The sequence below is a fragment of the Sphingomonas sp. TZW2008 genome (assembly GCF_002117915.1).
Lineage (GTDB): Bacteria > Pseudomonadota > Alphaproteobacteria > Sphingomonadales > Sphingomonadaceae > Sphingomonas.
This window is the reverse complement of the sequence record NZ_BDJB01000003.1, coordinates 189,147-215,586: the sequence shown is the minus strand read 5'-3', so window position 1 is coordinate 215,586 and position 26,440 is coordinate 189,147. Positions and strand designations below refer to the sequence as shown.

The window sequence follows — 26,440 nt, the reverse complement described above, 5'->3', positions numbered from 1 at the left end:
GGTCTCTCCTATTTTGCCCCGATATAAGCCGCTTGTATTAGTCTCGCCTAGCGCTGAATCGCGTCGCGGCCCTCAAGCTTGGCTTGGCGCCGCCGCGGGGTGCCGATGGCGGCGCCGACTAGTACCGCGGTCGACAGCAGGATCGACGAGACGAGGCCGCCGATGGCGAGCAGCCCGCCACTCGTCACCTCGACGCGCACGGCGAAGCGCGCACGCTTGCCGATCCGCAGCGACAGCTTGCCACGCTGTGTGATGGGTGGGCGATAGGGCGCGGGAACCTCGATCATCCTGGTCCAACGCCGTGCGAAGCGGGCGGTTCAGAACGAGCGCGGCAGATCGAGGACGTGCTCGGACACGAAGGAGAGGATGAGGTTGGTCGAGATCGGGGCGACCTGATACAGCCGCGTCTCGCGGAACTTGCGCTCGACGTCATATTCCTCCGCGAAGCCGAAGCCGCCGTGCGTCTGGATGCACGCCTCGCCCGCCGCCCAGCTCGCCTCCGCCGCGAGCATCTTCGCCATATTGGCCTCGGCGCCGCAATTCTCGCCCGCCTCGTACAACCGGATCGCTTCGTGCGTCAGCAGCTCGGCGGCACGCATCTGCGCATAGGCGCGCGCGATCGGGAACTGGATTCCCTGATTCTGGCCGATCGGGCGGCCGAACACCTTGCGCTCGCGGGCGTAGGCGCTGGCCTTGTCGATGAACCATTTGGCGTCGCCGATGCATTCGGCGGCGATCAGCGCGCGCTCCGCGTTCATCCCTGACAGGATGTATTTGAAGCCCTTGCCCTCCTCACCGATCAGGTTCGCGGCGGGCACGGGCACGTCGTCGAAGAAAACCTCGGTCGACGAGTGGTTCATCATCGTCGTGATCGGGCGGATCGTCATGCCCTGCTGCAGCGCCTCACGCATGTCGACGAGGAAGACCGACAGGCCGTCGGTGCGCTTCGTCACCTGATCCTGCGGCGTCGTGCGGGCGAGCAGCACCATCAGATCCGATTGCAGCGCGCGGCTGGTCCAGATCTTCTGCCCGGAGACGATGTAGCGATCGCCGTCGCGGCGCGCGACCGTCTTGAGCGATCCCGTGTCGGTCCCGCTCGTCGGCTCGGTGACGCCGAATGCCTGCAGCCGCAGCGTGCCGTTGGCGACCTCGGACAAATAACGGCGCTTCTGCTCCTCGCTGCCGTGGCGCAGGATCGTGCCCATGACGTACATCTGCGCGTGGCAGGCGCCGCCGTTCGCGCCCTGCTGCTGGATCTCTTCGAGGATCGCGGCGGCGGCGGACAAGGGCAGGCCGGCGCCGCCATATTCCTCAGGGATCAGCACCGACAGGAAGCCGCTGCGCGTCAGCGCGTCGACGAATTCGGTGGGATAGGCGCGCTCGCGATCCTTCGCCCGCCAATAGGGGCCGGGGAAGTCGGCGCACAATTTGGCGACCTCGCGACGGATGTCGGCGTAATCAGGCCATGTGCTGCTCATCGGATCCTCCACCAATTTAACGATCGGATAAGAAAGGAAGCGGCGAGGAGCCAGCAAAAATGACTTCCTTTCGCGCCAGCGACTCGCGCTGGTACGTGGCGGACTGGGATCATCGACGAGGACCGGCTGCTTGCGTTTCTTCCAGCCCATTCTAGCGGGCGCGCATCTGCCCGAGCGGATCGTCGCGTGTTTAGGGGCGGCGATCGGCATCGCGGTGACGATGATGGTCTGCGCGCTCGCCCCGCGCGGCGGCAGCGACCTACCGATCATCGTGGCGCCGCTGGGTGCGTCGGCCGTGCTCGTCTTCGCGGTGCCGGCGAGCCCGCTGGCGCAGCCGTGGCCGGTGATCGGCGGTAACGTCGTCTCGACGTTGGTAGGGGTTGCGGCGTTCACGCTGGTTCGCGATCCGGTCGTGGCAGCCGCACTCGGCGTCGGTGCGGCGATCCTCGTCATGTCGCTACTGCGCTGCCTGCATCCGCCTGGCGGCGCGGCGGCGCTGACAGCGGTGATCGGCAGCCAAAGCATCCACGATGCTGGCTTCGGCTTCGCGCTGCTGCCGGTCGGGATCAATTCGGTCGCGCTGGTTGCGCTAGGTATCGCGTTCCACCGCGCGACGCGGCGCAGCTATCCGCATCGCCCGTCGCCAGCACCGCCGCTGCCTAGCGGGCTTCACCTCGCCGATATCGACGCGGCGTTGGACGACATGCACGAGAGCTTTGACATCAGCCGCGACGATCTCGATGCGCTGCTGACGCGCGCCGAATGGTATGCCGACGCGCGACGGCGGGGCTGAGGAGCGATTGTGGCAGACGATTCGATAGCGAGCCTAGACAGCTGGCAACCGGTGTTAACCGAGCAGCACGACGATCTCGTCGCCGCGCCGCTGCGGCGGCTGGCCGCGCTGTTCGACCACGACGGCGCCCACTGGCCGGTGGGCGAGCTGCCGCCACTCGCGCACTGGCTCTATTTTCTGCCCGAGGCCCGGCAATCGACCATCGGGCGCGACGGGCATCCGCAGCGCGGCGTCGAACTACCGCCGATCAATGCGCCGCGGCGCATGTGGGCCGGGGGGCGGCTGACCTTTAACGCGCCCTTGCCGATCGGCGCGCCCGCCATGCGACGCAGCCTCGTCACCGACGTCAACAAAAAGAGCGGGCGCAGCGGGACGCTGACGTTCGTTACCGTGCGGCACGAGATCGTCGTCGATGGCGCGGCAGCGGTGATCGAGGAGCAGGATCTGGTGTTCCGTCAGCCGGGTAACGGAACTCCAGCGCCCGCCGCGTCTGATACGCGCCGTGCGACGGCGCGGGCCGACTTCGTGCCGGACGCGACCGCGCTGTTCCGCTTCTCGGCGCTGACGTTCAACGCGCACCGCATCCACTATGATCGCGCCTATGCCATCGAAGAGGAGCATTATCCCGATCTCGTCGTGCACGGGCCGTATCAGGCGATGCTGCTGGCTGACTTCCTGCTTCGCCAGCGACCCGACCGGCGTCTGACAAACTTCTCGTTCCGCGGCGCGAGACCGCTGTTCGTCGGCGCGGCGGCCGCGCTCAATCTGGCGGCGGGCGAACCGGTGTCGCTGTGGACGACGGATGGGGACGGCTGCGCATGCATGGAGGTGCAGGCGACCCTCGCCTGATCGTATATGCGGTCGACCGTCATGTGGGTATCGGACACCAAGCGATCAGCGAGCGGTTCTTTAATCGTTCCTACAATCGCGCGAAGTGCGGCGTCGGATGCCGTTTCAACGCATCTTCATCCGGATGATCATAGGTCACGTCGTATGGCGGCACGAACGACCTTACTCGTGTCGTTCCACGCGCGCGGCATCGCGATAAAGGTGAATTCTTACGGTGATAGGCGTTCGGAATTCAGCCTTGCGCCGCACCCTTTTTGCGATTGCCCGGCGCCACGCTTGCCAGGATTGCGAGCGCCTTGCGTTCGGGTCGTGGAAGCAAGCCGCTTCGATGTATCGCCCCGCTGCCCTTTGCTTCGCGCGTGGCGTAGCTCTGACACTCATGCAGGCGAACGCGGTTGTTCGTCTACGAGCCGCCACGACATCACCGCGACTTCGTGAGACGAACGATCAACCACTTGCGAGAAGCCCTGTTGGACAATCGAAGATCCACGGCTCGGCTGATCAGAGATTCACGTCCTAGGATGTGCAAATCCGTCGCTCATTGACCGGAGAGGGTGCTTAAGCCGTCACCAGCCAGCCGGGATCCAATCGAAGGCGTGAACTGCCGAGGCGCCCGTCCAGCGCTTGCAGAGGCGCTCGAGTGGCCAGAACGCCAGGGCGCCGAGCGCGAGGCCGGGAAGAAAGCCAGTCATGAACAGGCCAAAGGTCAGCTGCTCCGACGTTTGCCCGCTGATCGCCAGGACAATCGCGATTCCAGCCAGCACCCCGCCCGCTAGGAAGATTAATTCCACGACGACGAAGCCGAGCAGCAGCGCGCCCTTCCACCACGATCTGCCGGCATGCTTCTCGACGCGGCGCGCCGCCCGTTGCTCGTCGGCGCGCGCGCGCAGCTGCTCGCGTTGCAATGCGGTGAGGCGGTTGTCGAAAAGCCACCGGCGAACGGCCAGGATGATCCCGAGCATCACCGATGCACTGGCAAAAGCGATGTAGAAGCTGGCCGTTCGTTGCGTGCCGATCGCTGCTAAGAATAGCAGCCCCATCGTCAGGCCTATGATCGTCGCATAGCTTGGTTGCATTGCATCATCCGGTTCGCGCGCTGGCCGCACGGGTGCGCGACTGGCAAGCCGTCGGGCCGGCGCGTCCGCCGCGTTCCGGATCGATCCGAAGAGCGCCAGCGCGATCAGCGATATGACGACGCCGAAAATCAGCGCGATCGCATTTGTGCTCCACGTCGGCAGCATGCGCTCCAGGACCAGCCAAGCTAGCCAGCCGAGGAGCGGGAGGGCGGCGGAATGGAGCAGGACGGAACGCCAACCCTCGCGCTGGAACGCGGCGCATTCCTGATCACTGAGCGGAAGCGCAGGACCGTGGCCATGCCGGCGGAACAGCCAGCCGTCGCGCACGCGCTCGAATTGCGGCGGCAGACCGGCGATCCGGTCGATCACGATGGGGCGGTGCGGTAAGCGTTGCATGTCGCTACCTCTCATCACGGACGGTGCGCCGCGGCGAGGCTCTCGCGTACGCGGGCGAGCGCGGCGTCCTCCGGGTCGTGCTGCCCCATCGCGGCCCAAGATCCGGTGATCGCCATGCTGCAATGCCCGTGAACGGTGGCGACGAGCGAGCGGGCGAAGGTGCCCAGGGCGTCATCGATCGGGCGGTGCAGTACGGCAGCCACCTCCGCCGCGACGATCCGCATCAATCGGCCGCGTGTCTCCTGTTGCGCCGGGGACAGCGTTTCGCGAGCGGGGCGGTGATCGTAGATCGCGGCCCAGCGATGCGGGTTTTCGCGCGCGAAGGAGAAATAGGCGCGGACTAGCGCCTCGATGCGATCGCCTTTCGCGGTGGCGAGGCTGGCTTCGAGCGCGTCCGCCCAGTCACCGAAGCTGGCGGTGTTGATCGCGGTGACCAGCCCGTCGACGTTGCCGAAGACGTTGTGGACCGTTCCGATCGTATAGCCGACCCGCTTCGCCACTTCCCGTGCGGAGAAGGCGACGAACCCCTTCTGCGCCATCAATTCGGTGCCTGCGCGGATCATCAGCGCGGTCAATTCCTCGCGGCTGTGGTCTGATCGTCTGCCCATGTGCGAACGGGTGCCTTTGGATACGAGCGAGCCGGTGGCCAATCGTTCGATCGGCCACCGGGCACATGGATCAGCCAGCGCGGCGGAACAGGGGGCCGCTACGCGAGCCCATGTCGCTGGTTGGCCCGTAGCTTTCCAGCCGCGTCATCAGTCCGTTCTCGGTTCTGGTCATGCGGAACAGACGCGTGCCCGACGGGCCACGGCCGGGATCGGTCGGCCGGAACTTGTAGAGCTTGATGACCACCGAATCCATTTCCGGCGTAGCGGTGCATTTCACGTGCAGATCGGTCTGATAGCCCTGAGCGTCGAGGCGGCAGCCCGTGGATCCGGCCGCCGGGCCCAGCGTCAGCGTGTGGGTAACGAATATGGCTACGCCATCCGCACCCGCCCCGCCGACGCGGCCGAGCGGCTCCTCCCACACGAACGTGCCGTGCCAGGTGGATAGCGGAGCGGCGATAGCCGGTCCGGCAACGGGCAGGGTGGCGGCGCCGAGCGCGGCGACGGTCATGATCGACTTCAACATCGTTGTTCTCCCGATGACATGTTGATGAACGTTTCGCAGGCGGTTCGGCTTCACCGAGTGTGGAGCGGCATCCTTCCGGTGATCGGCTGGACCGTGTAGTCGCTGCCGCCGCGGGGCGATGGCCACATCGTGACGCGGAAGCGCTGCTTCGCGGCACATACGTTGAGCGTCCAAATCTCGGCATGGCCCCCGCGGGGGGTGAAGCTGCCCGGGACGATGCGCATATCGGCCGAGTAGATGAAGCTGCAGCCGCCGGTCGCCTTCGAATAGCGGGAAATGTCGGTCAGCACATCCGCGGCGAGCTGCGAGCTTGCCATGGTGCGACCGCTGGTGGCGATGCCGTAGGCAGCCGCAGGCTGGCTGGCGACGCCGGCGGTCACGACAATCGCGGCGGCAATTAAGGCTGTGAACTTCATGCTCGTTCTCCTCTCTTCCCGATCCTCGCAGGATCGCCGGCGATCGTTCGTGATCGCTGGAGCAAGAAATAAGCACCGCTCAATTAACTTTAAATGAACGGTGTTTAATTATTTGGGACGGTTCAGGATCATTCGAACGTTGTGCGTGCCTTAGGCGTCGTGACCGTAACGATCGGGAGAGCGGATGATGGCCTTCTGCAATCAATGCGGTACGCAACTGCCCGAGGGGGCGAAATTCTGTGCCAACTGCGGTGCGGCGGCGGCGCCGCTTGCGCCCGACCAGGCAGCTAATCCTCTGAGCTCGCCCCGCGCGGCCGGGCTTGACCACGCGCCGTCCGGCGTGGCGCCGGTACGCACAGGGGGTGGGGGACTTGGCTGGATCCTGCCCGCGCTTGTCGCGGTTGCGGCAATCGCCATCGCCTATCTGATGTTTGCGCCACGCAGTGGCGATCCGGCTGCGCCAACGCAGGAACGCACCGCCGCGGGCGGTGGGGACCCGATCCGGGGAAGCGAGCGGGCAGTGAACGACGCCGCGCCGGTCGGCGATATGTCAGGCGTTGTCTCGGCTGCGGTTCTCGACTCGGCCTTCAACAGCGATCCCGCCGGCGCCGCGGCTCGCTACGCCGGTCCGATCCGCGTCTCAGGCGTGATCGCGTCGATGGTTCAGCCCGGCGCGACCCCGGCGCTGTCGATGGAGGGGCGCACCCGCTTCAATTTTATGGTCGTGAACTTCCCTGCCGGCTATCGTGAGCGGCTCGCGTCCTTGTCGAAGGGGCAGTTCATCACGGTCTCGTGCGACGGTGTGCGGCAGCTGGCGGGCACCACCATCCTGTCGGGTTGCGTGCTGAGCTGACGCGGCGAGACTACATCCGCGCAGCGACGCGTCGTGCGAAACGATCGAGGAACAGTACCGGATAGATTGCCGCCGCAACGCCAAGCGCGACGGCAATCAGCACCCCGCTGCCGGTTTTCATGTCGTATCCGCGCGCCGCGAGCCCGGGCGAGACCTGTTCTACCACCAGCGCCACGATGAGCACCCCCAGCGTTATTTCAACGCCGAGGAATACCAGACGGACGAGGCAGCCACTGGCGATCGCCGCCGGTGGACGAGGGGGCAAAGGAGGGGGCGTATCGCGCATGCTCGGTTCGTCCCTCCCTGTCCCGGCAACGCGGTGCATTGTCTTGTCCCGCGCCGGATGGCACGTCATCCGCCAGGAGAGACCAATGGATCAAGTGCGTCGGTTCGGATGGCTCTATTTTGCCGGCTTCATGCTGGTGGTGGGTATCGGTTACGTGCCCGCCTTCCATGACGCGGACGGGAATCTGTTCGGCCTGTTCAAGCTCGACCTTTACGACGACAGCCTGCACTTCTTTTCCGGCCTGTGGGCCGGGATCGCAGCTTGGTGGTCCTACGGCGCGGCGAGAACCTATTTCCGGCTGTTCGGACCGTTGTATTTCGCAGACGGCGTGATGGGGCTTTTTCTGGGCAGCGGCTATCTCGACGGCGGCATCTTCCTCTACGGGCCGGTGCGGCTGTCGCTCTACGCGCATGTCTTCGCCAATCTGCCGCACCTGGTGATTGGTGGCGTAGCGATTTACGTCGGCTATCGGCTGGCGCGGCGACCAGCGATCGCGCCATGAGGCGTCGCTGGCGTGTAGCGCTCGCTGGCGCGGGCCTGCTCGCCGTGCTGGTCGCGGTGCCGGTGGCAACGATCGAACTGGGCTGCCGCGCCCCGATCGCCGGTTTCGATCCACACGCGCCCTATCGTCCGATCGCCGGAGCGGAACGGTCCGAAGCGCGAACGTGGCTGACCTATCCCGAATGGCACATCGTCTACGCCGCGGAGAGCCTGGGGCGCTGGCTGAGCGCAGGGTTGCCGCCAAGCGGCTACGGCTATGGCGGCGACATCGCGGGGTTTTGGACCGGCTTCTGCCGGATCAACCGTGTCGCGCGCAGCCGACCAGGTGCCGCGGACGCCAAGGTGATGATCTACACCATCGGCATCAGCTTCACCGTCGAGATGGCGGTGAAGGCGGCCTATGAGCGAACAATTGGCCGCCTTTCAGAGTGGATCGGCGGCTCGGACAGCGCGGACGATCGCTACGCCGCTATGGCGCAGACTCGATACGGCGCCTTCATGCACGAGACGCCCTGGTACCGGTTTCCATTCGACGCGACGCTGCGCGGCGCATGGCAGACACGGGCAGGGACGTCGACGGTACGCCATGTCGAGCGGCGCGTCGCACTGACGGCCGAGTATCTCGTGAAGTCGGGATATGCGAAAGCGATCCGTAGCGCCGACGCCGCGGTCAGCGCACCGGATGAACGAATGCTGCGCTTCGTTGCGCGTGCGGAGCCGAATGCGATCCGCCGCGTCGACGGGCGGCTGCGCCCGCTGCGTAGCGCCGGTGGTGTGACCGTGGTGGCAGCGCCGCGCTACGCACAATTCACCGATCTCATCGGCAAGCTGGCCCGCGCGCGCATCCCGCTGGTGGAGATCGCAGGCAACGACGATATCTTCGTAACGGCGCTCCTACCCGCGGGCCGCGATGTTCCCGGTACCGTGCTGCTCGACCAGCCGCTCGAACAGGCGGGATGGCGGCGGATCGGGACGTCAGTGAAAGTGCCTGGCCTCAACGCCCTTGTCGACGCCGTTACCGCGACAGGCGGCAGGATCGAGCATGTCTACGATTATTAGAGCGCTGATCGGCGGAGCATTGGCGCTGGTCGGCTGGACGCTGGTGATGATCATCATGCCCTTCGTGGGCCCGGCGGGGCGGCAGGTCGCCGTGATCGGCGAAAGCGCGGACGCGGTGCGGACAGTCGTCGCGGCGGGGGGACGCGTGGTGGAGGTACGCCGGGGCGCTACGCTCGCACGTGGTGATCGGCCTGGCTTCGTCCGCGCACTCTACGCCGCCGGCGCGCCGCTGGTCGTCGAGGGGCGGATCGCCGCCGGCTGTTTCGCAAAGGCGGGTGCGTAGCGCGCATACCAGGTGTTGCTGAACAGGCCCGCCGGATCCCACGCGCGCTTCGCTGCGAAGAAAGCGCCGATCTCGGGGTAGGAGCGCGCCAACTGCTCGGGCGAATAATGAAGCTGGTAGGGAAGAAAGAAGCGACCGCCTTCCGCCAATGTGAGGTCGATAAGATCGCTGGTCAGCTTTCGCATCCGCGCCGTCCCGGCGGGATCGGTGGTCTGATTTAGATAGAGCACCACGGAGAAGGCGGGCGCGGGGGCGTAACTCAGGACGTTGTCCTCGCGCCCAACCGCGCGGATCGACGCGTTGACCAGATTAGCATCCTGCGCGCGGAATAGACGGCGCATCCCGTCAATGAAGGGCACGATCCGATCCCGCGGCACGAAATATTCGTGCAGAATGTCGGTCTCACCCGGGAGGTCGTTGAAAAGATAGGCGACCGAGTCGTGCATCGGATCGTTGCGCGCGACCAGGCACGCCTCGCCCGATCCCTGAGCCTGCGCGCGCGTGACGGTACACGCCTCCAGGCGGTGTTCGAGATGCTTCTCACTCCACCATTTCACCGACTTGAAGGCATCGGCCCGCTTCGCGAGGTTGACCGTCAGGCGGCGTAACTTCGTGGACGGCACCTCCCCCAGCGGTGCGCGGGCAAGTGCCTGATCCTCAGAGAACTGGCGATACTGATAGACGAGCGCCTCCTGCAGCAGCGAGCCGGGGGCAGTCGACAGGTGGACGTAGCTGAGCCCAACGCTAGGATCGGCCGCGATGCGCGCGAAGGTCGCCGGGAAGTCGCGATAGTCGATTAGCGCCCGTTCCGAGCGATAGATCGCGTTGGGAACGACTTCCAGCGTCGCCGAAAGGATAACGCCGAACAGCCCGTAGCCACCCACCACATGGCGGAACAGATCGGCATTTTCGTCGCGCGAGGCCGTGACGATCCGCCCGTCCGCCAACATCAGACGCACGCTGCGCAACGATCCCATGATCGCGCCGGCCTGATGATCCATTCCGTGCGCGTTGACCGAGATCGAGCCGCCGACCGAGAAGATGTCGGTCGACTGCATCGCCTTGACCGCAAACCGCGGATGGATCGCCTGCTGGATTGCGTGCCATGTCGCGCCGGCGCCGACCGTCACGGTGCCCGCCGCCTCGTCGAGCCGGATCGCCTTCAGACCACGCATGTCCAGCACTACGCCACCGGCGCGAAACGCCTGGCCACCCATCGAATGTTTCACCCCGGCGGCCGACACCGGCAGCCCATTGGCCCGCGCATGGGCGATCGCCGTGGCGACATCCGCCTCGTTGCGGATCTGCACGACGCCGGCAACGGCGGTGCGGCTAAGGCAGCTGGCGTCGTTCACGGTGCCACCGCGCTGAGACCAGTTTGGCGCGGCCGGTCGCTTGGTGGACAGCGGCTTGGCAACAACCGGGGCCAGCGTAGGTAGTACGCCCGCGCAATCTTTCGGACCGGTCGGATCGGCCGCCAGCGGCAGCGCATAAATCGCGCCGCCGGTCACCGCTAGCGCAGGGACTGACGCTCCCGCCAGCCACAGTTTCTTTCGTGCCATCGCGCCGATTGCCTCCGCCGCGCCGTTCCAATCCCTTTCGCGGCAAGCCTCCGATGCCGTCAAGCACCTTCACCGATCAGCGACGCGATCCACACCAAGTAGACTCGGTAACCCGGTAATTGCCAGATGTGGCCGGCGCTTACGCCAGACGCACGCGTGAACAGGCGGCATCATCAGGGACGGATCCGCTTGCTGCTGGACGTCGGTTTATTGGTAGCTGCGTTCCAATTTCATGAAGGATATCGCAGCGGCCGGTAGATTGGTGCGCGTTCGAACGCCTCAACCAATCGCATCGCAGCAGAAACAGAAAAGCCCCGGAGATCCGCAGATCGCCGGGGCTTTTCATGGTGGGCGTGGCAAGGATTGAACTTGCGACCCCTGCGATGTCAACACAGTGCTCTACCACTGAGCTACACGCCCACGGGAGCGGGGCCATTAGCCGGGGCTTTGCCGCAGCGCAACCCCGCTCAATTCGATCCGAGAAATTCTCCGACTTCGAACATGCGATCGACCTCGAGCACCAGGTCGCGCAGGTGGAACGGCTTCGACAGGACGCGCGCTTGCGGCATCGCCTTGCCGGCGCGCAGCGTGACGGCGGCAAAGCCGGTGATGAACATGACGCGCAGGTTCGGGCGCAGTTCGCCTGCCTTTTGCGCGAGCTCGATCCCGTCCATTTCCGGCATGACGATGTCGGTCAGCAGCAGGTCGAATTCCTCCTGCTCGACGAGCGGCAGCGCCGCCGTGCCGCGATCGACGGCGGTTACCGCATAGCCGGATTTCTCCAGCGCGCGCGTCAGATATTCGCGCATCACCTGGTCGTCTTCGGCCAGCAAAATCCGGATCATTCGTGCCCTCGCGCTCTGGCGACCCATGTATGCGCCAACCCCTTAACATTTTCCAGACGGCGGCGTTGCGCGTACGAGCGTGCATTGCGGCGAACCCGGTTGTTCCATAGGCTGAGCCGAGATGCCGCCCCCGTTCGACCTGTACGGCGAGATGCCGCCTGCGAGCCCGGTGGTCCTGTCGGTGCCGCACGCAGGCCGCGACTATCCCGACGCGCTGTATGCGGCACTGCGCGTGCCCGCAGCCGCGCTGACGGGGCTGGAGGATCGCTACGTCGACGCGATCGCGCTGGCGGCGCGCAGCGGCGAAGCGACGATCGTGCAGCGGATCGGCCGGGCGTGGATCGACCTCAACCGCGCGGAGCATGATCGCGATCCGCGGCTCGACGACGGCGCGCCGTCCGGGCATCTCAGCACCAAGGTGCGCAGCGGCCTTGGCCTCGTGCCGCGCCGCACCTCCGCCGCGGGCGAGCTGTGGCGGCGCCGGCTGCGCGCCGACGACGTGGCAGCGCGAATCGCTGATGCGCACCGCCCCTATCACGAAACGCTCGCACGGCTGCTCGCAGCGGCGAAGGCGCACTTCGGCGTGGCCGTGCTGCTCGATCTCCATTCGATGCCGCCGATCGTCAACAGCGCGGCGCGGATCGTGACGGGCGATCGGTTCGGCCGGGCAGCGGCGGGCCGCTTCGTCCACCGCGTCGAGGCGGAAGTGGCGGCGGCCGGCCTTGGTCACGCGTTGAACGCCCCCTATGCCGGCGGGCATATCCTCGAGCGCCATGCCACCCCCGCCGCCGGGATCCACGCGATCCAGCTGGAAATCGATCGCTCGCTCTACCTCGACGAAACGTTCGACCGGCCCGGGCGCGGCGCGGCGCGTGTCGTCGATCTCGTCCGCGCGATCATCGACGCGCTGGCCGACGAGGCCATGGCGCACCCCCGCGCGCTGGCCGCCGAATGAGCATAAAAAAACCACCCCGGGCGGTTGCCCGAGGTGGCCAAGGTTCAGGGAGGAGACACATCCGAGGATGTGCCATACGGTTCCGCGAAAGGGGGGACACGGACGCCGTACAGCACTAACTTAGGAGTGCGGTATTTGGTTTCAAGCCCCGTCGTCGCGATGCAACAAAGAAGCTAGCGGCGCACCGCCGGCGCCATCCGAGCGAGCACATCGTCGCGCAGGATGAGGTGATGACGCAGCGCCGCCGCGATGTGCAGAACCACCAAGGCCAGCATCAGCCAGCCGAGCAGTTCGTGCGCCTCATGCGCCGCGCTACCGGTCGCGGTGGAAACCGGCAGGTAGGGAATGTCGAACGTCCCGAACCAGTCGAGCGGGCGGCGCTTCTCGGTACCCGAGACCATCGCCCAGCCGCTGAGCGGCATCAGCAGCAGCAGCGCGTAGAGCGTCCAGTGCGTCGCATGGGCGAGCCCCTTCTCCCATGCGGGCGTGTGCGCCAGCAGGGGCGGGGCCCGATGCGCGAGCCGCCAGGCGAGGCGGCCCGCCGTCAGCGCCAGCACGGTGATACCGACCGCCTTGTGACCGGGCATCCACGCGCGCAGCGAAGGGATCGCATCATGCAGCAGGCCGATCGCGAGATTGACAACCACCAGCAGCGCGATGATCCAGTGAAACGCGATGGCGACGCTCGAGTAGCGCCGATCCTGCGGCAGGCGGGCCATCGCATTTCTCCTGCGATCAGGCGTTGAGGTTCGGCTGCGGCATCTTGCCCGATGCCATCTGGCGGGCGAAGATGTCGCGCATCAGCGAGAGCGAGAAGAGGTGCGCGTAGAGCAGCGGCAGCATGCCGCTCTTGCTCATCTTGCGCAGCTGGTCGCCGCGCAGATCCTGCAGCTTTTCCTCGTTCACCATCTGAAAGCCGCGATAGACGAAGGGCTGCGGATTGCTGTCGTGTTGGATCGACACCTCGCCGTCCATCAGCAACTCGGCTTCGCGCAGCTCGGTCATGAACGCCGCGGTGCGCGCGCCAGCCTGCTCGAACTGCTCGTTGAAGGCGAGGATGTTCTTGGTCACCGCGCTCGGCTGGCCGTTCTCGAACAAGGGCTCGCCCTCGTCGAAGCGCCCGATCGTGTCCGACGTCGGATCGAAGCAGAGCGACAGCTCCTCCGCATCGGGGCGCAGCCGCGCTAGCATGTACGGATAGCGACGGACGTAGGCGGGGACGTAGAAGTTCTCCTCCGTCAGCTTGCCGTCGGCATCGATGAAAACGTTGACGCCTTCGTTGAGGCCCATCAGCGCGATCGGGATGGCATCATCGCCGGCGGAGAAGACGATCGGCATGAAGCGCTGCGCCAGCGCAAACTCGTCGATCGTCACCGGGATGGCGTGCTGCGCGCCAAGGAACGGCGCCGAAGTCGCCGGGCGGATGCGGTAATCCGCGTGCAATTCGCTCGAGAGCGGTTCCAGCCCGTTGTAGAAGAGCGGGAGCGGTTGCTGCTGCGGCGCGGTGGCCATCTGATCTCTCCAGAAATGTCGCATGGGCGACGCCGAGCCGCCCGGATGAACCGCGCCCTATTGATCCGCCACGCGCGGTGCAAGCGGCACCAGCTTGCCGGGATTCATGATGCCGAGCGGATCGAGCGCCGATTTGATCGCGCGCAACGCGGCGATGCGCGCGGGAGACGACAATCGTTCGAGCTCGTCGATCTTCATCTGCCCGATGCCGTGCTCGGCCGAGATCGAGCCACCGACCGCGACGACGAGATCGTTGACGAACCGCGAGACGACCGGCGCTTCCTCCGCCAGCCAGCGGTCGCGATCGGCGCCGGCGGGCGCGCGGACGTGAAAGTGGACGTTGCCGTCGCCGAGATGGCCGAAGCCGCTGGCGCGCGTGCCCGGGAAGCGCGCATCGCACGCCGCAGCGGCGTCCACCATGAAGCGCGGCATCGTATCGACCGGCACCGAGATATCATGTTGCGCGGCGGGGCCGGTCGCGCGTTCGGCGTCCGAGATCGAATCGCGGATGCGCCAGAATGCGTCCGCCTGGCGCTCGCTCGTCGCCAGCGTCGCGTCGGCGACGAGGCCGTCCTCGATCGCTGGCCCGAGGACGCGCTCAATGAACGCTTCGGGCGGTTGCTCGTCGGCGGCGACGGCCTCTATCAGAACGTGCCATGGGTGCGGCGTCGCGAGCGGCGCTCGGGCATCGGGTACGTGAGCGAGCACCGCGTCAAGCGATTCGGCCGGCAGAAGCTCGAAGCTCTCGATCAAATCACCGGCGGCTTCGAAGCGGCGCAGCAGCGCTAGCGCCTCGATGGGGGAGGCGACCGCCGCCCAGGCCACTGCCCGCGCACGGATCGCGGGCGCTAGGCGCAGCGTCGCGGCAGTGACGATGCCCAGCGTGCCTTCGGCGCCGATCAGCAGCTGCGTCAGATCGTAGCCGCGATTGTCCTTCTTGAGCGGCGACAGGCCGTCGTAGAGCGTGCCGTCCGGCAGCACCGCCTCGATCCCGGCGACCAGGCCGCGCATCGTGCCCCAGCGCAGCACCTGCGTGCCGCCGGCGTTGGTCGACACCAATCCGCCGATCGTCGCCGATCCGCGCGCGCCCAGCGTTAGCGGGAAGCGGCGACCGGCCGATAGCGCCGCAGCGTGCAGATCGGCGAGGATCACGCCGGCTTCGGCAACTGCCAGCCCGGCGTTCGCGTCGAGCGCGCGGATCGCATTGAGCCGGCGAAGCGACAGGAGGGCGGCGTCGCCGCTCGACGGCGGCGTCGCACCGCCGACCATCGACGTGTTGCCGCCCTGCGGCACCAGCGGAACGCCGGCGGCGGCCGCTGCCCGGACGATCGCCTGCACCTCGCGCACCGTTCGGGGCTCGAACATGATCGGTGCACGGCCATGCCAGCGCTTTCGCCAGTCGATCTCCCACGGCGCGATGGCGTCGCGATCGGTAACGATGGCGCGCGGCTGCACGATGGGGCGGAGCGCGTCGACGAGGCTGGTCTGGGCTGGCGTCATGCCGCATGATCGCCGCAATTCATCCATGGTTCAAACATTTCGCGGCAACGGCACGATCAACCGATGACTCAGCGCCGTGCCCTTCTTCCGCTCGCGATCTGCGGACCGCTGCTGATCTCGGCGCACGAGCCGGCGGGGTTGGACGGCGTACAGTTCGCGCAGATGATCTACCGCGAGCGGGTGGTGATCCGCATCCCGCAACTTCCCGTACGACGCAGCGAACCGGCGGCGGAGGTGACGTGGCGCGAGCACAAGGCGCCCAAGTGCGTCGCCGCCGCGACACTGGCGAGCGCGATGTTCTCCCGCGACGGCGACGTCGACCTGATCGTCACCGACGGACGCCGCCTGCGCGCCAAGCTTGATGACGATTGCCCGACGCTCAACTTCTACAGCGGCTTCTACCTGAAGCGCGCTGCCGATGGGATGGTCTGTGCCAAGCGCGACGTGCTTCGATCGCGATCGGGCGCGCGCTGCGAGATCAGCCGGTTCAGGACGTTGACCGCGACGACGAAATAGTCCGTCCGCACAGTATAAAGCGGCGTTTTCCTTGACAATGGACGCGCAATCGCGTCTCGCGCCCAATGACGGGCGTGCGCTTCGCGCCCCTTTTTCAGGATCGCCATGAGCTTCGCCGACCTCGGCCTGTCAGAAGAACTTCTCCGCGCCGTCGGCGACACGGGCTATACCGACCCGACGCTGATCCAGGCCGCGGCGATCCCCAGCGTGCTGATGATGCGCGACATCATCGGCATCGCGCAGACGGGGACGGGCAAGACGGCGTCGTTCGTGCTGCCGATGATCGATATCCTGGCGCACGGCCGCGCCCGCGCGCTGATGCCGCGCAGCCTGATTCTCGAGCCGACACGCGAACTTGCGGCGCAGGTTGCAGAGAATTTTGAGATCTACGGCAAGTATCACAAACTGTCGATGGCGCTGCTGATCGGCGGTGTGCAGATGGGCGATCAGGTGAAGGCGCTGGAGCGCGGCGTCGACGTGCTGATCGCGACCCCCGGACGGCTGATGGATCTGTTCGGGCGCGGCAAGATCCTGCTCAACGGCTGCAGCATGCTCGTGATCGACGAGGCCGATCGCATGCTCGACATGGGGTTCATCCCCGATATCGAGGAAATCTGCACGAAGCTGCCCAAGCAGCGGCAGACGCTGCTTTTCTCGGCGACAATGCCGCCGCCGATCAAGAAGCTGGCAGACAAGTTCCTGTCCAATCCCAAGACGATCGAGGTCGCGCGCCCGGCGAGCACCAACATCAACATCACGCAGTGGCTGGTGCCGGTGAAGGGCTCGGCATTCCAAAAGCGCGATACGCTGCGCCGGCTGCTGAAATCGGACGGCGTCGCCACTGCGATCATCTTCTGCAACCGCAAGACGACGGTGCGCGAGCTCAACAAGAGCTTGAAGAAGCACGGTTTCGCAGCGGGCGAGATTCACGGCGACATGGAACAGTCGGCGCGGATCGCCGAGCTTGACCGGTTCAAGTCGGGTGACATCAACATCCTGGTGGCGTCCGACGTCGCGGCGCGCGGGCTCGACATCAAGGGCGTCAGCCACGTCTTCAATTTCGATGCACCGTGGCATCCCGACGATTACGTGCATCGCATTGGTCGCACGGGGCGCGCAGGGGCCACGGGCACGTCCTATACCTTCGTCGGACCCGAAGACGCCGAGAACATCCAAAACATCGAAAAGCTTACCGGGCAAACCATTGCCAAGTTCGAAGTTCCGGCGGCTGACGAGGCGATCGCCGAGACGCCGCGCGAGCGGCCAGGTCGTGCGCGGCCGAGACCGGCGGCGGACGCACCTGCAACGCCAGTTGTCGAGAAGGAACCGGCTGCTCGTGAAAGTGCGGATACCCGGCGTGACGATCAGGCGGGTCGCAGGCTTGGAGGCCGGGCAGGCAGCAGCCGCGAAGAGCAGGCGAGCCGGGGTCGGGACGATCAGGCCGGCTATCAGCGATCCACGTCGCAGCGTCGCCACGAGCGTGACGAGGGGCCGGACGACGGGTGGAACGGTCCAGTGCCGGCGTTCCTGAGCGCAACGATCGGCAGCTGACGTGCCTGCGTGGCGCTACCGGATCGCCGGGCGCGCGATGCGATGGTGGTGGAAGCTCAGGCGCCCGCGCACGTTCGGCGCGCGCGCCGTGCTGGTCGATCGGGCGGGGCGCGTCGCGCTCGTACGGCATCACTATATCGATGGCTGGTATCTGCCGGGCGGCGGCGTTGCCAAGCGCGAGAGTGCCGCGACGGCGATCCGCCGCGAGCTTCGCGAGGAAGTGGGGCTGGGCGACGTGCGGCTGGTGCGCGTACTCGGCGTCTATCATAACACGGCGCAGAGCAAGGACGATCATGTCGTTGTCTTTACAGCCGAAACCGATACGCCGGAGGCGCTGATCGCAGCCGATCGGCGTGAGATCGCAGAGGTTGCGTGGGCCGCCGTGGAGGCGCTGCCGGACGATACGTCACCGGCGACGCGGCGCCGGATTGCGGAGTATCGCGCGGGCGAACAGGGGTTCGGTGCGTGGTGACGGCAAGCGTCGAATCGCCGTGCATCGGCATCTGCCGGCTCGATAACGAGGGTGAACTGTGCCTCGGTTGTTACCGGACGCTGGACGAGATCGGGGCATGGCGCGACGCCGACGATGCGGGTCGTCGTGCTATCATCGTGCAGGCCAATCAGCGGCAGCGGTCAGTGGGTGGCGGGGAGCGCTGAGCTCTCCCGAGGCGGGAAGAACTGCCCGAAAGTGTGGGGTTGAGGAGGGGTTTGGGTGTAGTTGGTGACGGGTTTGCGGTGAGGATCAGATGGCCTTGACGGGCTGACCGACCTCGAGCGCTTCACCGCGCGTGACGATCACCTTGTCGCCGAGCTTCACGGCGGCAAACAGCTTTTTGGCAAAGGCCAGCGGCACGCCGATGCAGCCGTGGGTCATATAGCCGTCGGCGACCTCGCTGGCGTGGATCGAGATGCCGTCGTTGGTGAGCCGCAGCATGTACGGCATCGGCGCGTGATAGATGTTCGATACGTGATCCGCGTCTTTCTGCGTGATCGGATAGACACCGAGCGGCGTTGGCTTGGCGTCAGCACCGAACAGGACGGCGGCGGCGCCGATTTCATGGCCGTCGCGGAAGACGCTGAGTACCTGCGCCGCGAGATCGACGGTGACGACGATCGTACCCTTCACGGGGGCGGCGCTTTCGTCCCAGTGATGGTCGCCCATCTTCATCGGCCCTTCGATCGGGAGGACCGACTTGATCGTGTACGAAGCAGGTTGGGATTGGGGCTGGGGCGTTGGCGCAACCTGGGCAGGCGGTGCGACGGTCGTAGGCACGTCCTGGCTCGCGAGGACGCGGGGGCCGGGCGGGGGGCGGGTGGTGGCGAAGGCGACCGACCCCGCGGCGACCGCGAACGACAGAAGCACGAGGCGGGTCGGCGACAGCATGGCGATGCAATAGCCGCTAACGGATTGCCGGCACCTGACGCGATAGGGTTAACGCCGCGGTGAGACCACCATGAGCTGGCCTGTCGCGCCAGGACAGGTGGCTGAGCGCAATCGTGCCGACGATCGGCTCGGATCGCTTCAGGCGCCGGCGGCGGTGAGGCGATCGAGCTGATCGGGTGTCAGGTCCAGCGTCATCGCGGGCATCAGTTCCTCGACCTGCGCGGCGCTGGTGGCGCTGGCGATCGGGGCGGTGACGCCGTCCTGCGCGATGAGCCAGGCGAGTGCGATCTGCGCGAGGCTGGCACCGGTTTCCGCGGCGACGGCGTCCATCGCATCGAGCACCGCCTTGCCGCGACCCTGAAGAAGATCGCCCATGCGCCCGCCGCGCACGCTCTTCGACAGATCGCCCTCGCTGCGATACTTGCCGGTGAGGAAGCCCGAGGCGAGCCCGTAATAGGGCACGACGCCGACATTCTGTTCGACGCAATAATCCTGTAGCTCGCCCTCGAACTTGGTGCGGCTGACGAGATTGTATTCGGGCTGGAGCGCATCGTAGCGTGGCAGGCCGGCGGCGCGCGCCGCCTCGTTCGCAGACTTCAGCCGCGCGGCGTGGAAATTGGACGCGCCGAGGACGCGGACCTTGCCCGCCTTCACCAGCGCGGCGAACGCCTCGAGCACCGCCTCCTGCGGCGTCGCCTCATCATCCTGGTGCGCGAAATAGAGATCGATGCGATCGGTGCCGAGGCGCTGCAACGATGCGTCGCATGCGGCGGCGATCCGGGCGGGGGCGAGCTTCTCGCCACCCTCACCGGGCAGCATGCCGACCTTGGTCGCGATCAGCACGTCGTCGCGCTTGCCCGAGGCACGCAGCCACTCGCCGATCATCGTCTCCGATTCGCCGCCCTTGTGGCCGGGCACCCATGCCGAATAGACGTCCGCCGTATCGATCATGGTGCCGCCGCCGGCGACGAACGCGTCGAGCACCGCGAAGCTCGCGTCGCGATCGGCGGTCCAGCCGAAGACGTTGCCGCCCAGCACGAGCGGGGCGATCTGAAGATCGGATGAGCCGAGGCGGCGCTTGTTCATCGGGCGGGGGTATCCTCGATCGCATTGTCGAGCGCGATGCTGTTCGCGTCGAGCATCGCGGCGGCGTCGTTGAGCTGCTGTTCCTCGTCGGCGCTGATCGCGCCGGGCGCGTCGGGCTCCGACGAACAGGCGGCGAGCAGAAGGAGCGCGGCGAGCGCCCCTCCCGTCACGTGACGCATCAGTTCTTCAGCGCGTTGCCGGCGTCGGTCAGCGCCTCGCCCGTTTCCTGCGCCGCGCGATCGGCCGAATTGTCGATCGCCGCGCCGGCGCGATCCGCGCCGCCTTCGATCCGGGCACCGGCATTGTCGAGCGTCGCCTCGGCTGAGCCGAGTGCGCGGTCGGTCGCAGCCTCAACGTCGTTGACTGCGTTCGAGGTGGTCGCGCTGACATCCGCGCCGACGGCATTGGCGGCGTCTGCCGTCTCGTTCTGGGCATTTTGGCTGCACGCGGCGAGCGCGGCGGCGGCAACGAGCGTGGCGGCGGTGGCGAAGAACTTCATACCGAAAAACTCCCTGTCGTTTGACGAACGCCGGCAGCGCCGACGACGACGGGACTAACGTGGCGCAGGTATTTTCGCTCCGCAACGAAACTTTGCTGGCCGACAAGACAGGACGCGTCGATGCGCGTTTGACGACATATAAAGATATCTTTATATCTTTTAGCCGTGACCAACGCCCTTGAAACCTTCCGTGCCCTCGCCGATTCGTCGCGGCTGCGCATCCTGCAGCTGCTGCGGACGATGGAGCTATCGGTCGGTGAGCTGGCGTTGGTGCTGGGGCAGAGCCAACCGCGCGTCAGCCGGCACGTCAAGATCCTGTGCGATGCCGGGCTCGCCGAGCGGCGCAAGGAGGGCAGCTGGGTGTTCGTCGCGCTGGGCGCGGCGCGGCTGGTGGAACCGGTGCTCGCGGCGATCGATGCATGGGACGAGGATGCGGGCGAGGGCGCGACCGATGCCGCCCGGCTCGCCGCGGTGCGTGCGGACCGTGCGGCGAGCGCACTGCAATGGTTCGAGGCGAATGCCGGCGAGTGGGACGCGATCCGATCGCTGCACATCGCCGAGAGCGACGTCGAGCGCGCGATGCAGCGGATGCTGGGCGACGCGCCGCTCGGCCGGCTGGTGGATATCGGCACGGGAACGGGGCGGATGATCGAGCTGTTCGCGCCGCATGCGCGCACCGCGCTCGGCATCGATCGCAGTTCGGAAATGCTGCGGCTGGCGCGCGCCAAGATCGGCGAGCAGGGGCTGGGCAATGCCGAGCTGCGCCAGGCCGACCTCTACTCGCTGCCGCTGGGCGACGGCGCGGCGGATGTCGCGATCGTCCATCACGTACTGCATTATGCGCAGCAGCCAGGCGCCGCGATCGTCGAGGCGGCGCGCGTGCTGGCGCCGGGCGGGCGGCTGCTGATCGCGGACTTCGCGCCGCACGATCGCGAGGAGCTGCGCTCACGCGATGCGCATACCCGGCTCGGCTTCTCCGACGCGCAGATAGCGGGCTGGTTCGCGGCCGCGGGGCTCGACGTCGCGCAGGTCGAGACGCTGGAAGGCGGCGAATTGACGGTGAAGATCTGGCTCGGCCGCAAGGCTGGCGCCGCATTGCATGAGGTGAAGGCGGCATGACGCTATCGATCAACCAGCTCGAAGAGGCGCGCCGCGCGCTCGACGCGCCGCTCTACGCCGACGTGGCGGGCGACATCGAGGTGAGTTTTGAATTCTTCCCGCCCAAGAGCGAGAAGATGGAAGCGACGCTTTGGGACTCGATCGCGACGCTGGCGCCGCTCGGGCCGCGCTTCGTCTCGGTGACCTATGGCGCGGGCGGATCGACGCGCGAGCGCACGCACGCGACGGTGGCGCGGATCGCCCGCGAGACCGACATTCCGGCGGCGGCGCACCTCACCTGCGTAGAGGCGACGCGGGCGGAGATCGACGCGGTCGCGAACGAATATTGGGCGGCGGGCGTGCGGCATATCGTGGCGCTGCGTGGCGATTCGCCGCGCGCCGGCGAGCGCTACGCCGCGCATCCGGGCGGGTATGAGAATGCCGCCGCGCTGGTCGAAGGACTGCGCCGGCTGCACCCGTTCGAGATCTCGGTCGCCTGCTATCCCGAGAGCCATCCCGATTCAGGGGACGCGGCGGCGGACCTAGACAATCTCAAGCGCAAGATGGACGCTGGCGCGACGCGCGCGATCAGCCAGTTCTTCTTCTCGCCCGACACCTTCTTCCGCTACCGCGACGCCGTTGCGGCGGCGGGGATCGACGCTGAGATCGTGCCGGGGATCATGCCGGTGACGAACTTCGCGGCGGTGACGCGCATGTCCAAGATGTGCGGCACCGATGTGCCGGCGTGGATGGAGCGGCTGTTCGCGGGGCTCGACGATCTGCCCGACGCGCGGCAGCTGGTGGCGGCGACGCTGACCGCCGAGCTGTGCCGCAAGCTCTATGCCGGCGGCGTGAAGCAGTTCCACTTCTACACGCTCAACCGCGCCGAGCTGAGCTTCGCGATCTGCCACCTGCTGGGCGTGCGCGCGCGGCCCGCGGCGCGGGCGGAGGCGGCGTGATGGGCGTGCGCGAGACGTTCCACGCCGAGGCGGCGAAGCGTATCCTGATCACCGACGGCGCGTTCGGCACCGAGATCCAGAACTGGAAGCTGTCCGAGGCGGATTACGCCGGGACGCTGGGGCTGACCCATGACGCGAAGGGCAACAACGATATCCTCGCGCTGACCAAGCCCGAAGTGCCCGAAGCGATCCACCGGGCCTATTTCGAAGCCGGGGCGGATATCGCGGAGACGAATACCTTTTCGGCGAACCGTATCAGCCAGGCGGATTACGGCGCCGAGCATCTGGTGCGCGAGATCAATTTGGAGAGCGCACGGCTGGCGCGGCGCATCGCGGATGAGTTTCAGGCCAAGGACGGGCGGCCGCGCTTCGTCGCGGGCGCGGTGGGGCCGACCAACAAGACGCTGTCGCTGTCCCCCGACGTGAACGACCCGGGCTATCGCGAGATTGATTTCGACCAGCTGAAGGACGTGTACCGCGAGCAGATCGATGCGCTGGTCGAAGGCGGCGCGGACTTCATCCTGATCGAGACGGTGTTCGACACGCTCAACGCCAAGGCGGGCGTGATGGCGGCGATCGAGGCGGGCGAGGCGCTGGGGCGTGACTTGCCGATCATGCTGTCGATGACGCTGACCGACCTGTCGGGGCGCAATCTGTCCGGGCATACGGTGGAGGCGTTCTGGCATGCGATCCGCCACGCCCGGCCGCTGACGATCGGGCTGAACTGTTCGTTCGGGGCGGAGCAGCTGCGGCCGCACGTCAAGACGCTGAGCGAGATCTGCGACGCGCTGATCATGGTCTATCCCAACGCCGGGCTGCCCAACGAGCTGGGCGCGTACGACGAGGCGCCCGCGACGACGGCGGGGCTGGTGCACGAATGGGCCGCGGCTGGGCAGGTCAACGTGCTGGGCGGATGCTGCGGATCGACCCCGGCGCATATCGCGGCGATCGCCCAGGCGGTGGCGGACGTCGCGCCGCGCAAGCTGCCGACGCCACCGGTGCGCACGCGGCTCGCGGGGCTGGAGCCGTTTTCGATGGCGGCGGCCTGACGCTTTCTTGCCCTGCGCGCCACGTGGGCGCGTGCATATGACGACCCCGCGTTCGGGGCGACCCTAGGACATGTCGTGACGCAATCCTCCTCCTCCACCTTCGTCAACGTCGGCGAGCGGACCAACGTCACCGGATCGGCGGCGTTCAAGAAGCTGATCATGGCGGGGGACTATACCCGCGCGGTCGAGGTCGCGCGCCAGCAGGTCGAGAATGGCGCGCAGGTGATCGACGTCAACATGGACGAGGGGCTGCTCGACGCGCATCACGCCATGACGACGTTCCTGAAGCTGATCACCGCCGAGCCCGACATCGCGCGCGTGCCGGTGATGATCGACAGTTCCAAGTGGGACGTGATCGAGGCGGGGCTGAAGTGCGTATCGGGCAAGCCGATCGTCAATTCGATCAGCATGAAGGAGGGCGAGGAAGAATTCCTCGACCGCGCGCGCAAGTGCATGAACTACGGCGCCGCCGCGGTTATCATGGCGTTCGACGAGGTCGGGCAGGCGGATACCAAGGAGCGCAAGGTCGAGATTTGTGAGCGCGCGTACAAGCTGCTGACGGGGATCGGCTTTCCGCCCGAGGACATCATCTTCGATCCCAACGTGTTCGCGGTTGCGACGGGGATCGAGGAGCACAACAATTACGGCGTCGACTTCATCGAGGCGACGCGTGAGATCAAGGCGCGCTGCCCGCACGTCCATATTTCGGGCGGGCTCTCCAACCTGTCGTTCAGCTTCCGCGGCAACGAGGCGGTGCGCCGCGCGATGCACTCGGTGTTCCTCTACCACGCGATCCCCGCGGGGATGGACATGGCGATCGTCAACGCCGGGCAGCTCGACGTGTACGACACGATCGATCCCGAGCTGCGCACCGCATGCGAGGACGTGATCCTCAATCGCGATCCCGAGGCGGGCGACCGGCTGGTGGCGCTGGCCGAGCGCTTCCGCGGGACCGATGCGGTGGCCGAGAAGCAGGCCGCCGAGTGGCGATCGTGGGACGTCGTCAAGCGGCTGGAGCACGCGCTGGTAAAGGGCATCGACGCGCATGTCGTCGAGGATACCGAGGAGGCGCGCGTCGCGATCTTCGAGCGCGGCGGGCGGCCGATCGAGGTGATCGAAGGCCCGTTGATGGACGGCATGAACGTCGTCGGCGACCTGTTCGGCAGCGGCAAGATGTTCCTGCCGCAGGTGGTGAAATCGGCGCGCGTGATGAAGAAGGCGGTGGCGCACCTGCTGCCGTTCATCGAGGCGGAGAAATCGGCCGGCGCCAAGGCCAAAGGCCGCGTGATCATGGCGACCGTCAAGGGCGACGTTCACGATATCGGCAAGAACATCGTTGGCGTTGTCCTGCAGTGCAACGGCTTCGAGGTGATCGACCTGGGCGTGATGGTGCCCTGGACCAAAATCCTCGAAGCGGCGAACGAGAACGACGCCGACATGATTGGCCTGTCGGGCCTGATTACGCCGAGCCTCGACGAGATGGTGACGGTCGGCGAGGAGATGCAGCGCGCGGGCATGACGATGCCGCTGCTGATCGGCGGGGCGACGACATCCAAGGTTCACACCGCGCTGCGCATCGCGCCGGCGTACGAGGGCCCGGTGGTGCACGTGCTCGACGCGAGTCGCGCGGTGGGCGTGGCGACCGCGCTCGTCTCCGAGACGCAGCGCGACCCTTATGTAATCAAGGTAGCCGATGAATATGCCGCGGTGCGCGCCGCACGCGAGGGCAAGGGGCAGAACGACCTGCTGCCGCTGGAGCGCGCGCGTGCCAACGGCTTCGTTGCCGACATGACGCTGAAGCCAGCCGCGCCGCGCCAGCCGGGCGTGCACGTGTTCGACGACTGGGACCTTGCCGACCTGCGCGACTATATCGACTGGACGCCGTTCTTTCGCGCTTGGGAACTCGCCGGCAATTTCCCCGCGATCCTCGACGATGCGGTGGTGGGGGAGAGCGCGCGCGCGCTATACGCCGATGCACAGGCGATGCTCGACCGGATCGTCGAGGAAAAGTGGCTGACCGCGCGCGGCGTCGCCGGGCTGTGGCCGTGCCACCGGCACGACGACGACGTGTGGGTCTATACCGCGCATACCGAGAGCCACCGCAGCCCCGACGGCGCGAGCATTCCCGACGGGTTCCGCATTCCCGATCTCGACCGGCGCGACGAGCGCACGGTGCGGCTGCCGTTTCTGCGTCAGCAGATCGCCAAGCGCGAAGGGCGTCCGAACATGTGCCTCGCCGACTTCATCGACCCCCAGGGCGACTGGATCGGCGGCTTCGCGGTCGGCATCCACGGGATCGAGCCGCACCTGGAGCGCTTCCGCGCGGCGATCGACGATTATTCGGACATCCTGCTCAAGGCGCTGGCGGACCGCTTCGCCGAGGCGATGGCCGAGGCGATGCACCGCAAGGTGCGAACCGAATTGTGGGGCTACGCCCCCGACGAGCAGCTGACCAACGAGGCGCTGATCCGCGAGCAATATCGTGGCATCCGCCCCGCGCCGGGCTATCCCGCCTGCCCCGAGCACAGCCTGAAGACGATCCTGTTCGAGATGCTCGACGCCGAGGCGCGGACCGGGATCACGCTGACCGAGAGCTACGCGATGCTGCCGACCGCGGCGGTGAGCGGCTTCTACTTCGGGCATCCGCAGGCGGAATATTTCGGCGTCGCGCGGATCGGCGAGGATCAGGTGGCGGATTATGCGCGGCGACGCGGGGTGGACGCCGAGACGGCAAAGCGGCGGCTGCGGCCGAACCTCGACTGAGCCGTCCCACCGCCCCGACGTTGCGCCCGGGCGGCGTGGC

31 protein-coding genes and 1 tRNA gene are annotated in these 26,440 nt (G+C 66.8%); 15 read left to right on the top strand and 17 right to left on the bottom strand.

Annotated elements, in window-relative coordinates:
- Positions 1–47: 47 nt before the first annotated feature.
- Together B7L05_RS02670 and B7L05_RS02665 are read right to left on the bottom strand one after the other, a co-directional pair.
- On the bottom strand, positions 48–287 hold the full coding sequence (locus tag B7L05_RS02670) for a hypothetical protein (RefSeq protein ID WP_085808673.1): 240 nt from the start codon (positions 285–287) through the stop codon (positions 48–50).
- 30 nt (positions 288–317) lie between these two features.
- On the bottom strand, positions 318–1,478 hold the full coding sequence (locus tag B7L05_RS02665; protein ID WP_085809058.1) for an acyl-CoA dehydrogenase family protein: 1,161 nt from the start codon (positions 1,476–1,478) through the stop codon (positions 318–320).
- A 130-nt stretch (positions 1,479–1,608) separates the two neighbouring features.
- Between B7L05_RS02665 and B7L05_RS02660 the strand changes: the two genes are divergently transcribed.
- Positions 1,609–2,271: an HPP family protein gene (locus B7L05_RS02660; protein WP_144037091.1), complete on the top strand. Its 663-nt coding sequence runs from the start codon at positions 1,609–1,611 to the stop codon at positions 2,269–2,271.
- Positions 2,272–2,280: 9 nt separating this feature from the next.
- A complete protein-coding gene (locus B7L05_RS02655; RefSeq protein ID WP_179187103.1) occupies positions 2,281–3,120 on the top strand; it encodes a MaoC family dehydratase N-terminal domain-containing protein in 840 nt (279 codons plus the stop codon).
- 566 nt (positions 3,121–3,686) lie between these two features.
- Here the strand turns inward: B7L05_RS02655 and B7L05_RS02650 are convergent.
- The 4 genes from B7L05_RS02650 to B7L05_RS02635 all read right to left on the bottom strand — a co-directional run bounded on the left by B7L05_RS02650 (position 3,687) and on the right by B7L05_RS02635 (position 6,139).
- Positions 3,687–4,523, bottom strand: a complete 837-nt coding sequence (locus tag B7L05_RS02650) for a hypothetical protein (protein WP_144037090.1) — start codon at positions 4,521–4,523, stop codon at positions 3,687–3,689.
- Positions 4,524–4,606: 83 nt separating this feature from the next.
- On the bottom strand, positions 4,607–5,200 hold the full coding sequence (locus tag B7L05_RS02645; RefSeq protein ID WP_085808670.1) for a TetR/AcrR family transcriptional regulator: 594 nt from the start codon (positions 5,198–5,200) through the stop codon (positions 4,607–4,609).
- 70 nt (positions 5,201–5,270) lie between these two features.
- Complete coding sequence (locus B7L05_RS02640; RefSeq protein ID WP_085808669.1) at positions 5,271–5,723, bottom strand: DUF5991 domain-containing protein; 453 nt, start codon at positions 5,721–5,723, stop codon at positions 5,271–5,273.
- 50 nt (positions 5,724–5,773) lie between these two features.
- Positions 5,774–6,139: a hypothetical protein gene (locus B7L05_RS02635; protein ID WP_085808668.1), complete on the bottom strand. Its 366-nt coding sequence runs from the start codon at positions 6,137–6,139 to the stop codon at positions 5,774–5,776.
- Between the two features lie 184 nt (positions 6,140–6,323).
- On the opposite strand from B7L05_RS02635, the gene B7L05_RS02630 reads away from it, so the two are divergent.
- Entirely contained in the window at positions 6,324–6,992 is a 669-nt protein-coding gene (locus B7L05_RS02630; protein WP_085808667.1) for a zinc-ribbon domain-containing protein, read from the top strand.
- A gap of 10 nt (positions 6,993–7,002) precedes the next feature.
- On the opposite strand, the gene B7L05_RS16820 is transcribed toward B7L05_RS02630, so the two are convergent.
- Positions 7,003–7,278: a hypothetical protein gene (locus B7L05_RS16820; protein WP_144037089.1), complete on the bottom strand. Its 276-nt coding sequence runs from the start codon at positions 7,276–7,278 to the stop codon at positions 7,003–7,005.
- Between the two features lie 85 nt (positions 7,279–7,363).
- Here B7L05_RS16820 and B7L05_RS02625 point away from each other — a divergent pair, with 85 nt between their 5' ends.
- Genes B7L05_RS02625 through B7L05_RS02615 form a run of 3 tightly spaced genes read left to right on the top strand, consistent with a single transcriptional unit; the run spans position 7,364 to position 9,121 of the window.
- Positions 7,364–7,780, top strand: coding sequence for a DUF4383 domain-containing protein (locus B7L05_RS02625; protein WP_085808666.1), 417 nt, complete (start codon positions 7,364–7,366; stop codon positions 7,778–7,780).
- Positions 7,777–8,838 carry a hypothetical protein gene (locus B7L05_RS02620; protein ID WP_085808665.1) on the top strand — a complete coding sequence of 354 codons (1,062 nt, stop codon included), beginning with the start codon at positions 7,777–7,779 and terminating at the stop codon, positions 8,836–8,838. The genes B7L05_RS02625 and B7L05_RS02620 overlap by 4 nt, the downstream gene beginning before the upstream one ends.
- Entirely contained in the window at positions 8,822–9,121 is a 300-nt protein-coding gene (locus tag B7L05_RS02615; RefSeq protein WP_256926576.1) for a hypothetical protein, read from the top strand. Before B7L05_RS02620 ends, B7L05_RS02615 begins: the two co-directional genes overlap by 17 nt.
- Here B7L05_RS02615 and B7L05_RS02610 read toward each other — a convergent pair.
- From B7L05_RS02610 to cpdR, 3 genes are all read right to left on the bottom strand, one after another.
- Positions 9,049–10,683 (bottom strand): FAD-binding oxidoreductase, encoded by a 1,635-nt coding sequence (locus B7L05_RS02610; RefSeq protein WP_085808663.1) that lies wholly within the window; start codon positions 10,681–10,683, stop codon positions 9,049–9,051. The two genes, B7L05_RS02615 and B7L05_RS02610, sit on opposite strands and share 73 nt — an antisense overlap.
- A gap of 345 nt (positions 10,684–11,028) precedes the next feature.
- Positions 11,029–11,103 (bottom strand) — tRNA-Val (locus B7L05_RS02605).
- A 47-nt stretch (positions 11,104–11,150) separates the two neighbouring features.
- Positions 11,151–11,528 (bottom strand): cell cycle two-component system response regulator CpdR, encoded by a 378-nt coding sequence (cpdR, locus tag B7L05_RS02600; RefSeq protein ID WP_085808662.1) that lies wholly within the window; start codon positions 11,526–11,528, stop codon positions 11,151–11,153.
- Between the two features lie 121 nt (positions 11,529–11,649).
- On the opposite strand from cpdR, the gene B7L05_RS02595 reads away from it, so the two are divergent.
- Entirely contained in the window at positions 11,650–12,483 is an 834-nt protein-coding gene (locus tag B7L05_RS02595) for an N-formylglutamate amidohydrolase (protein WP_085808661.1), read from the top strand.
- 173 nt (positions 12,484–12,656) lie between these two features.
- Here the strand turns inward: B7L05_RS02595 and B7L05_RS02590 are convergent, their stop codons facing one another.
- The 3 genes from B7L05_RS02590 to B7L05_RS02580 are packed head-to-tail and all read right to left on the bottom strand — an operon-like array spanning position 12,657 to position 15,495.
- Positions 12,657–13,202, bottom strand: a complete 546-nt coding sequence (locus B7L05_RS02590) for a cytochrome b (RefSeq protein WP_085808660.1) — start codon at positions 13,200–13,202, stop codon at positions 12,657–12,659.
- A 16-nt stretch (positions 13,203–13,218) separates the two neighbouring features.
- Positions 13,219–13,995, bottom strand: a complete 777-nt coding sequence (locus B7L05_RS02585) for a SapC family protein (RefSeq protein WP_085808659.1) — start codon at positions 13,993–13,995, stop codon at positions 13,219–13,221.
- Positions 13,996–14,052: 57 nt separating this feature from the next.
- Positions 14,053–15,495 (bottom strand): FAD-binding oxidoreductase, encoded by a 1,443-nt coding sequence (locus tag B7L05_RS02580; protein WP_085808658.1) that lies wholly within the window; start codon positions 15,493–15,495, stop codon positions 14,053–14,055.
- 63 nt (positions 15,496–15,558) lie between these two features.
- Between B7L05_RS02580 and B7L05_RS02575 the strand changes: the two genes are divergently transcribed.
- The 4 genes from B7L05_RS02575 (at position 15,559) to B7L05_RS02560 (ending at position 18,219) form a co-directional block, all read left to right on the top strand.
- A complete protein-coding gene (locus tag B7L05_RS02575) occupies positions 15,559–16,011 on the top strand; it encodes a hypothetical protein (protein WP_085808657.1) in 453 nt (150 codons plus the stop codon).
- A gap of 105 nt (positions 16,012–16,116) precedes the next feature.
- Positions 16,117–17,562, top strand: coding sequence for a DEAD/DEAH box helicase (locus B7L05_RS02570; protein WP_085808656.1), 1,446 nt, complete (start codon positions 16,117–16,119; stop codon positions 17,560–17,562).
- Between the two features lies 1 nt (position 17,563).
- Positions 17,564–18,034: an NUDIX domain-containing protein gene (locus tag B7L05_RS02565; RefSeq protein ID WP_256926575.1), complete on the top strand. Its 471-nt coding sequence runs from the start codon at positions 17,564–17,566 to the stop codon at positions 18,032–18,034.
- Entirely contained in the window at positions 18,028–18,219 is a 192-nt protein-coding gene (locus B7L05_RS02560) for a DUF1289 domain-containing protein (RefSeq protein ID WP_085808655.1), read from the top strand. Before B7L05_RS02565 ends, B7L05_RS02560 begins: the two co-directional genes overlap by 7 nt.
- Before the next feature lie 85 nt (positions 18,220–18,304).
- Here the strand turns inward: B7L05_RS02560 and B7L05_RS02555 are convergent, their stop codons facing one another.
- The 4 genes from B7L05_RS02555 to B7L05_RS02540 all read right to left on the bottom strand — a co-directional run bounded on the left by B7L05_RS02555 (position 18,305) and on the right by B7L05_RS02540 (position 20,531).
- Entirely contained in the window at positions 18,305–18,730 is a 426-nt protein-coding gene (locus B7L05_RS02555; RefSeq protein ID WP_307718244.1) for a L,D-transpeptidase family protein, read from the bottom strand.
- A 354-nt stretch (positions 18,731–19,084) separates the two neighbouring features.
- A complete protein-coding gene (locus B7L05_RS02550; RefSeq protein WP_085808653.1) occupies positions 19,085–20,032 on the bottom strand; it encodes an aldo/keto reductase in 948 nt (315 codons plus the stop codon).
- The gene (locus B7L05_RS02545) at positions 20,029–20,211 is read right to left on the bottom strand and encodes a hypothetical protein (protein WP_085808652.1); all 183 of its coding nucleotides are present in this window, start codon (positions 20,209–20,211) and stop codon (positions 20,029–20,031) included. Before B7L05_RS02545 ends, B7L05_RS02550 begins: the two co-directional genes overlap by 4 nt.
- Positions 20,211–20,531 carry a hypothetical protein gene (locus B7L05_RS02540; protein WP_085808651.1) on the bottom strand — a complete coding sequence of 107 codons (321 nt, stop codon included), beginning with the start codon at positions 20,529–20,531 and terminating at the stop codon, positions 20,211–20,213. Before B7L05_RS02540 ends, B7L05_RS02545 begins: the two co-directional genes overlap by 1 nt.
- A gap of 165 nt (positions 20,532–20,696) precedes the next feature.
- On the opposite strand from B7L05_RS02540, the gene B7L05_RS02535 reads away from it, so the two are divergent.
- The 4 genes from B7L05_RS02535 (at position 20,697) to metH (ending at position 26,400) form a co-directional block, all read left to right on the top strand.
- Positions 20,697–21,650, top strand: coding sequence for a metalloregulator ArsR/SmtB family transcription factor (locus B7L05_RS02535; RefSeq protein ID WP_085808650.1), 954 nt, complete (start codon positions 20,697–20,699; stop codon positions 21,648–21,650).
- The gene (metF, locus tag B7L05_RS02530; RefSeq protein ID WP_085808649.1) at positions 21,647–22,588 is read left to right on the top strand and encodes a methylenetetrahydrofolate reductase [NAD(P)H]; all 942 of its coding nucleotides are present in this window, start codon (positions 21,647–21,649) and stop codon (positions 22,586–22,588) included. The genes B7L05_RS02535 and metF overlap by 4 nt, the downstream gene beginning before the upstream one ends.
- Positions 22,588–23,637, top strand: coding sequence for a homocysteine S-methyltransferase family protein (locus B7L05_RS02525; protein ID WP_085808648.1), 1,050 nt, complete (start codon positions 22,588–22,590; stop codon positions 23,635–23,637). The genes metF and B7L05_RS02525 overlap by 1 nt, the downstream gene beginning before the upstream one ends.
- 75 nt (positions 23,638–23,712) lie before the next feature.
- A complete protein-coding gene (gene metH, locus B7L05_RS02520; RefSeq protein ID WP_085808647.1) occupies positions 23,713–26,400 on the top strand; it encodes a methionine synthase in 2,688 nt (895 codons plus the stop codon).
- The last annotated feature ends 40 nt before the right edge of the window (positions 26,401–26,440 follow it).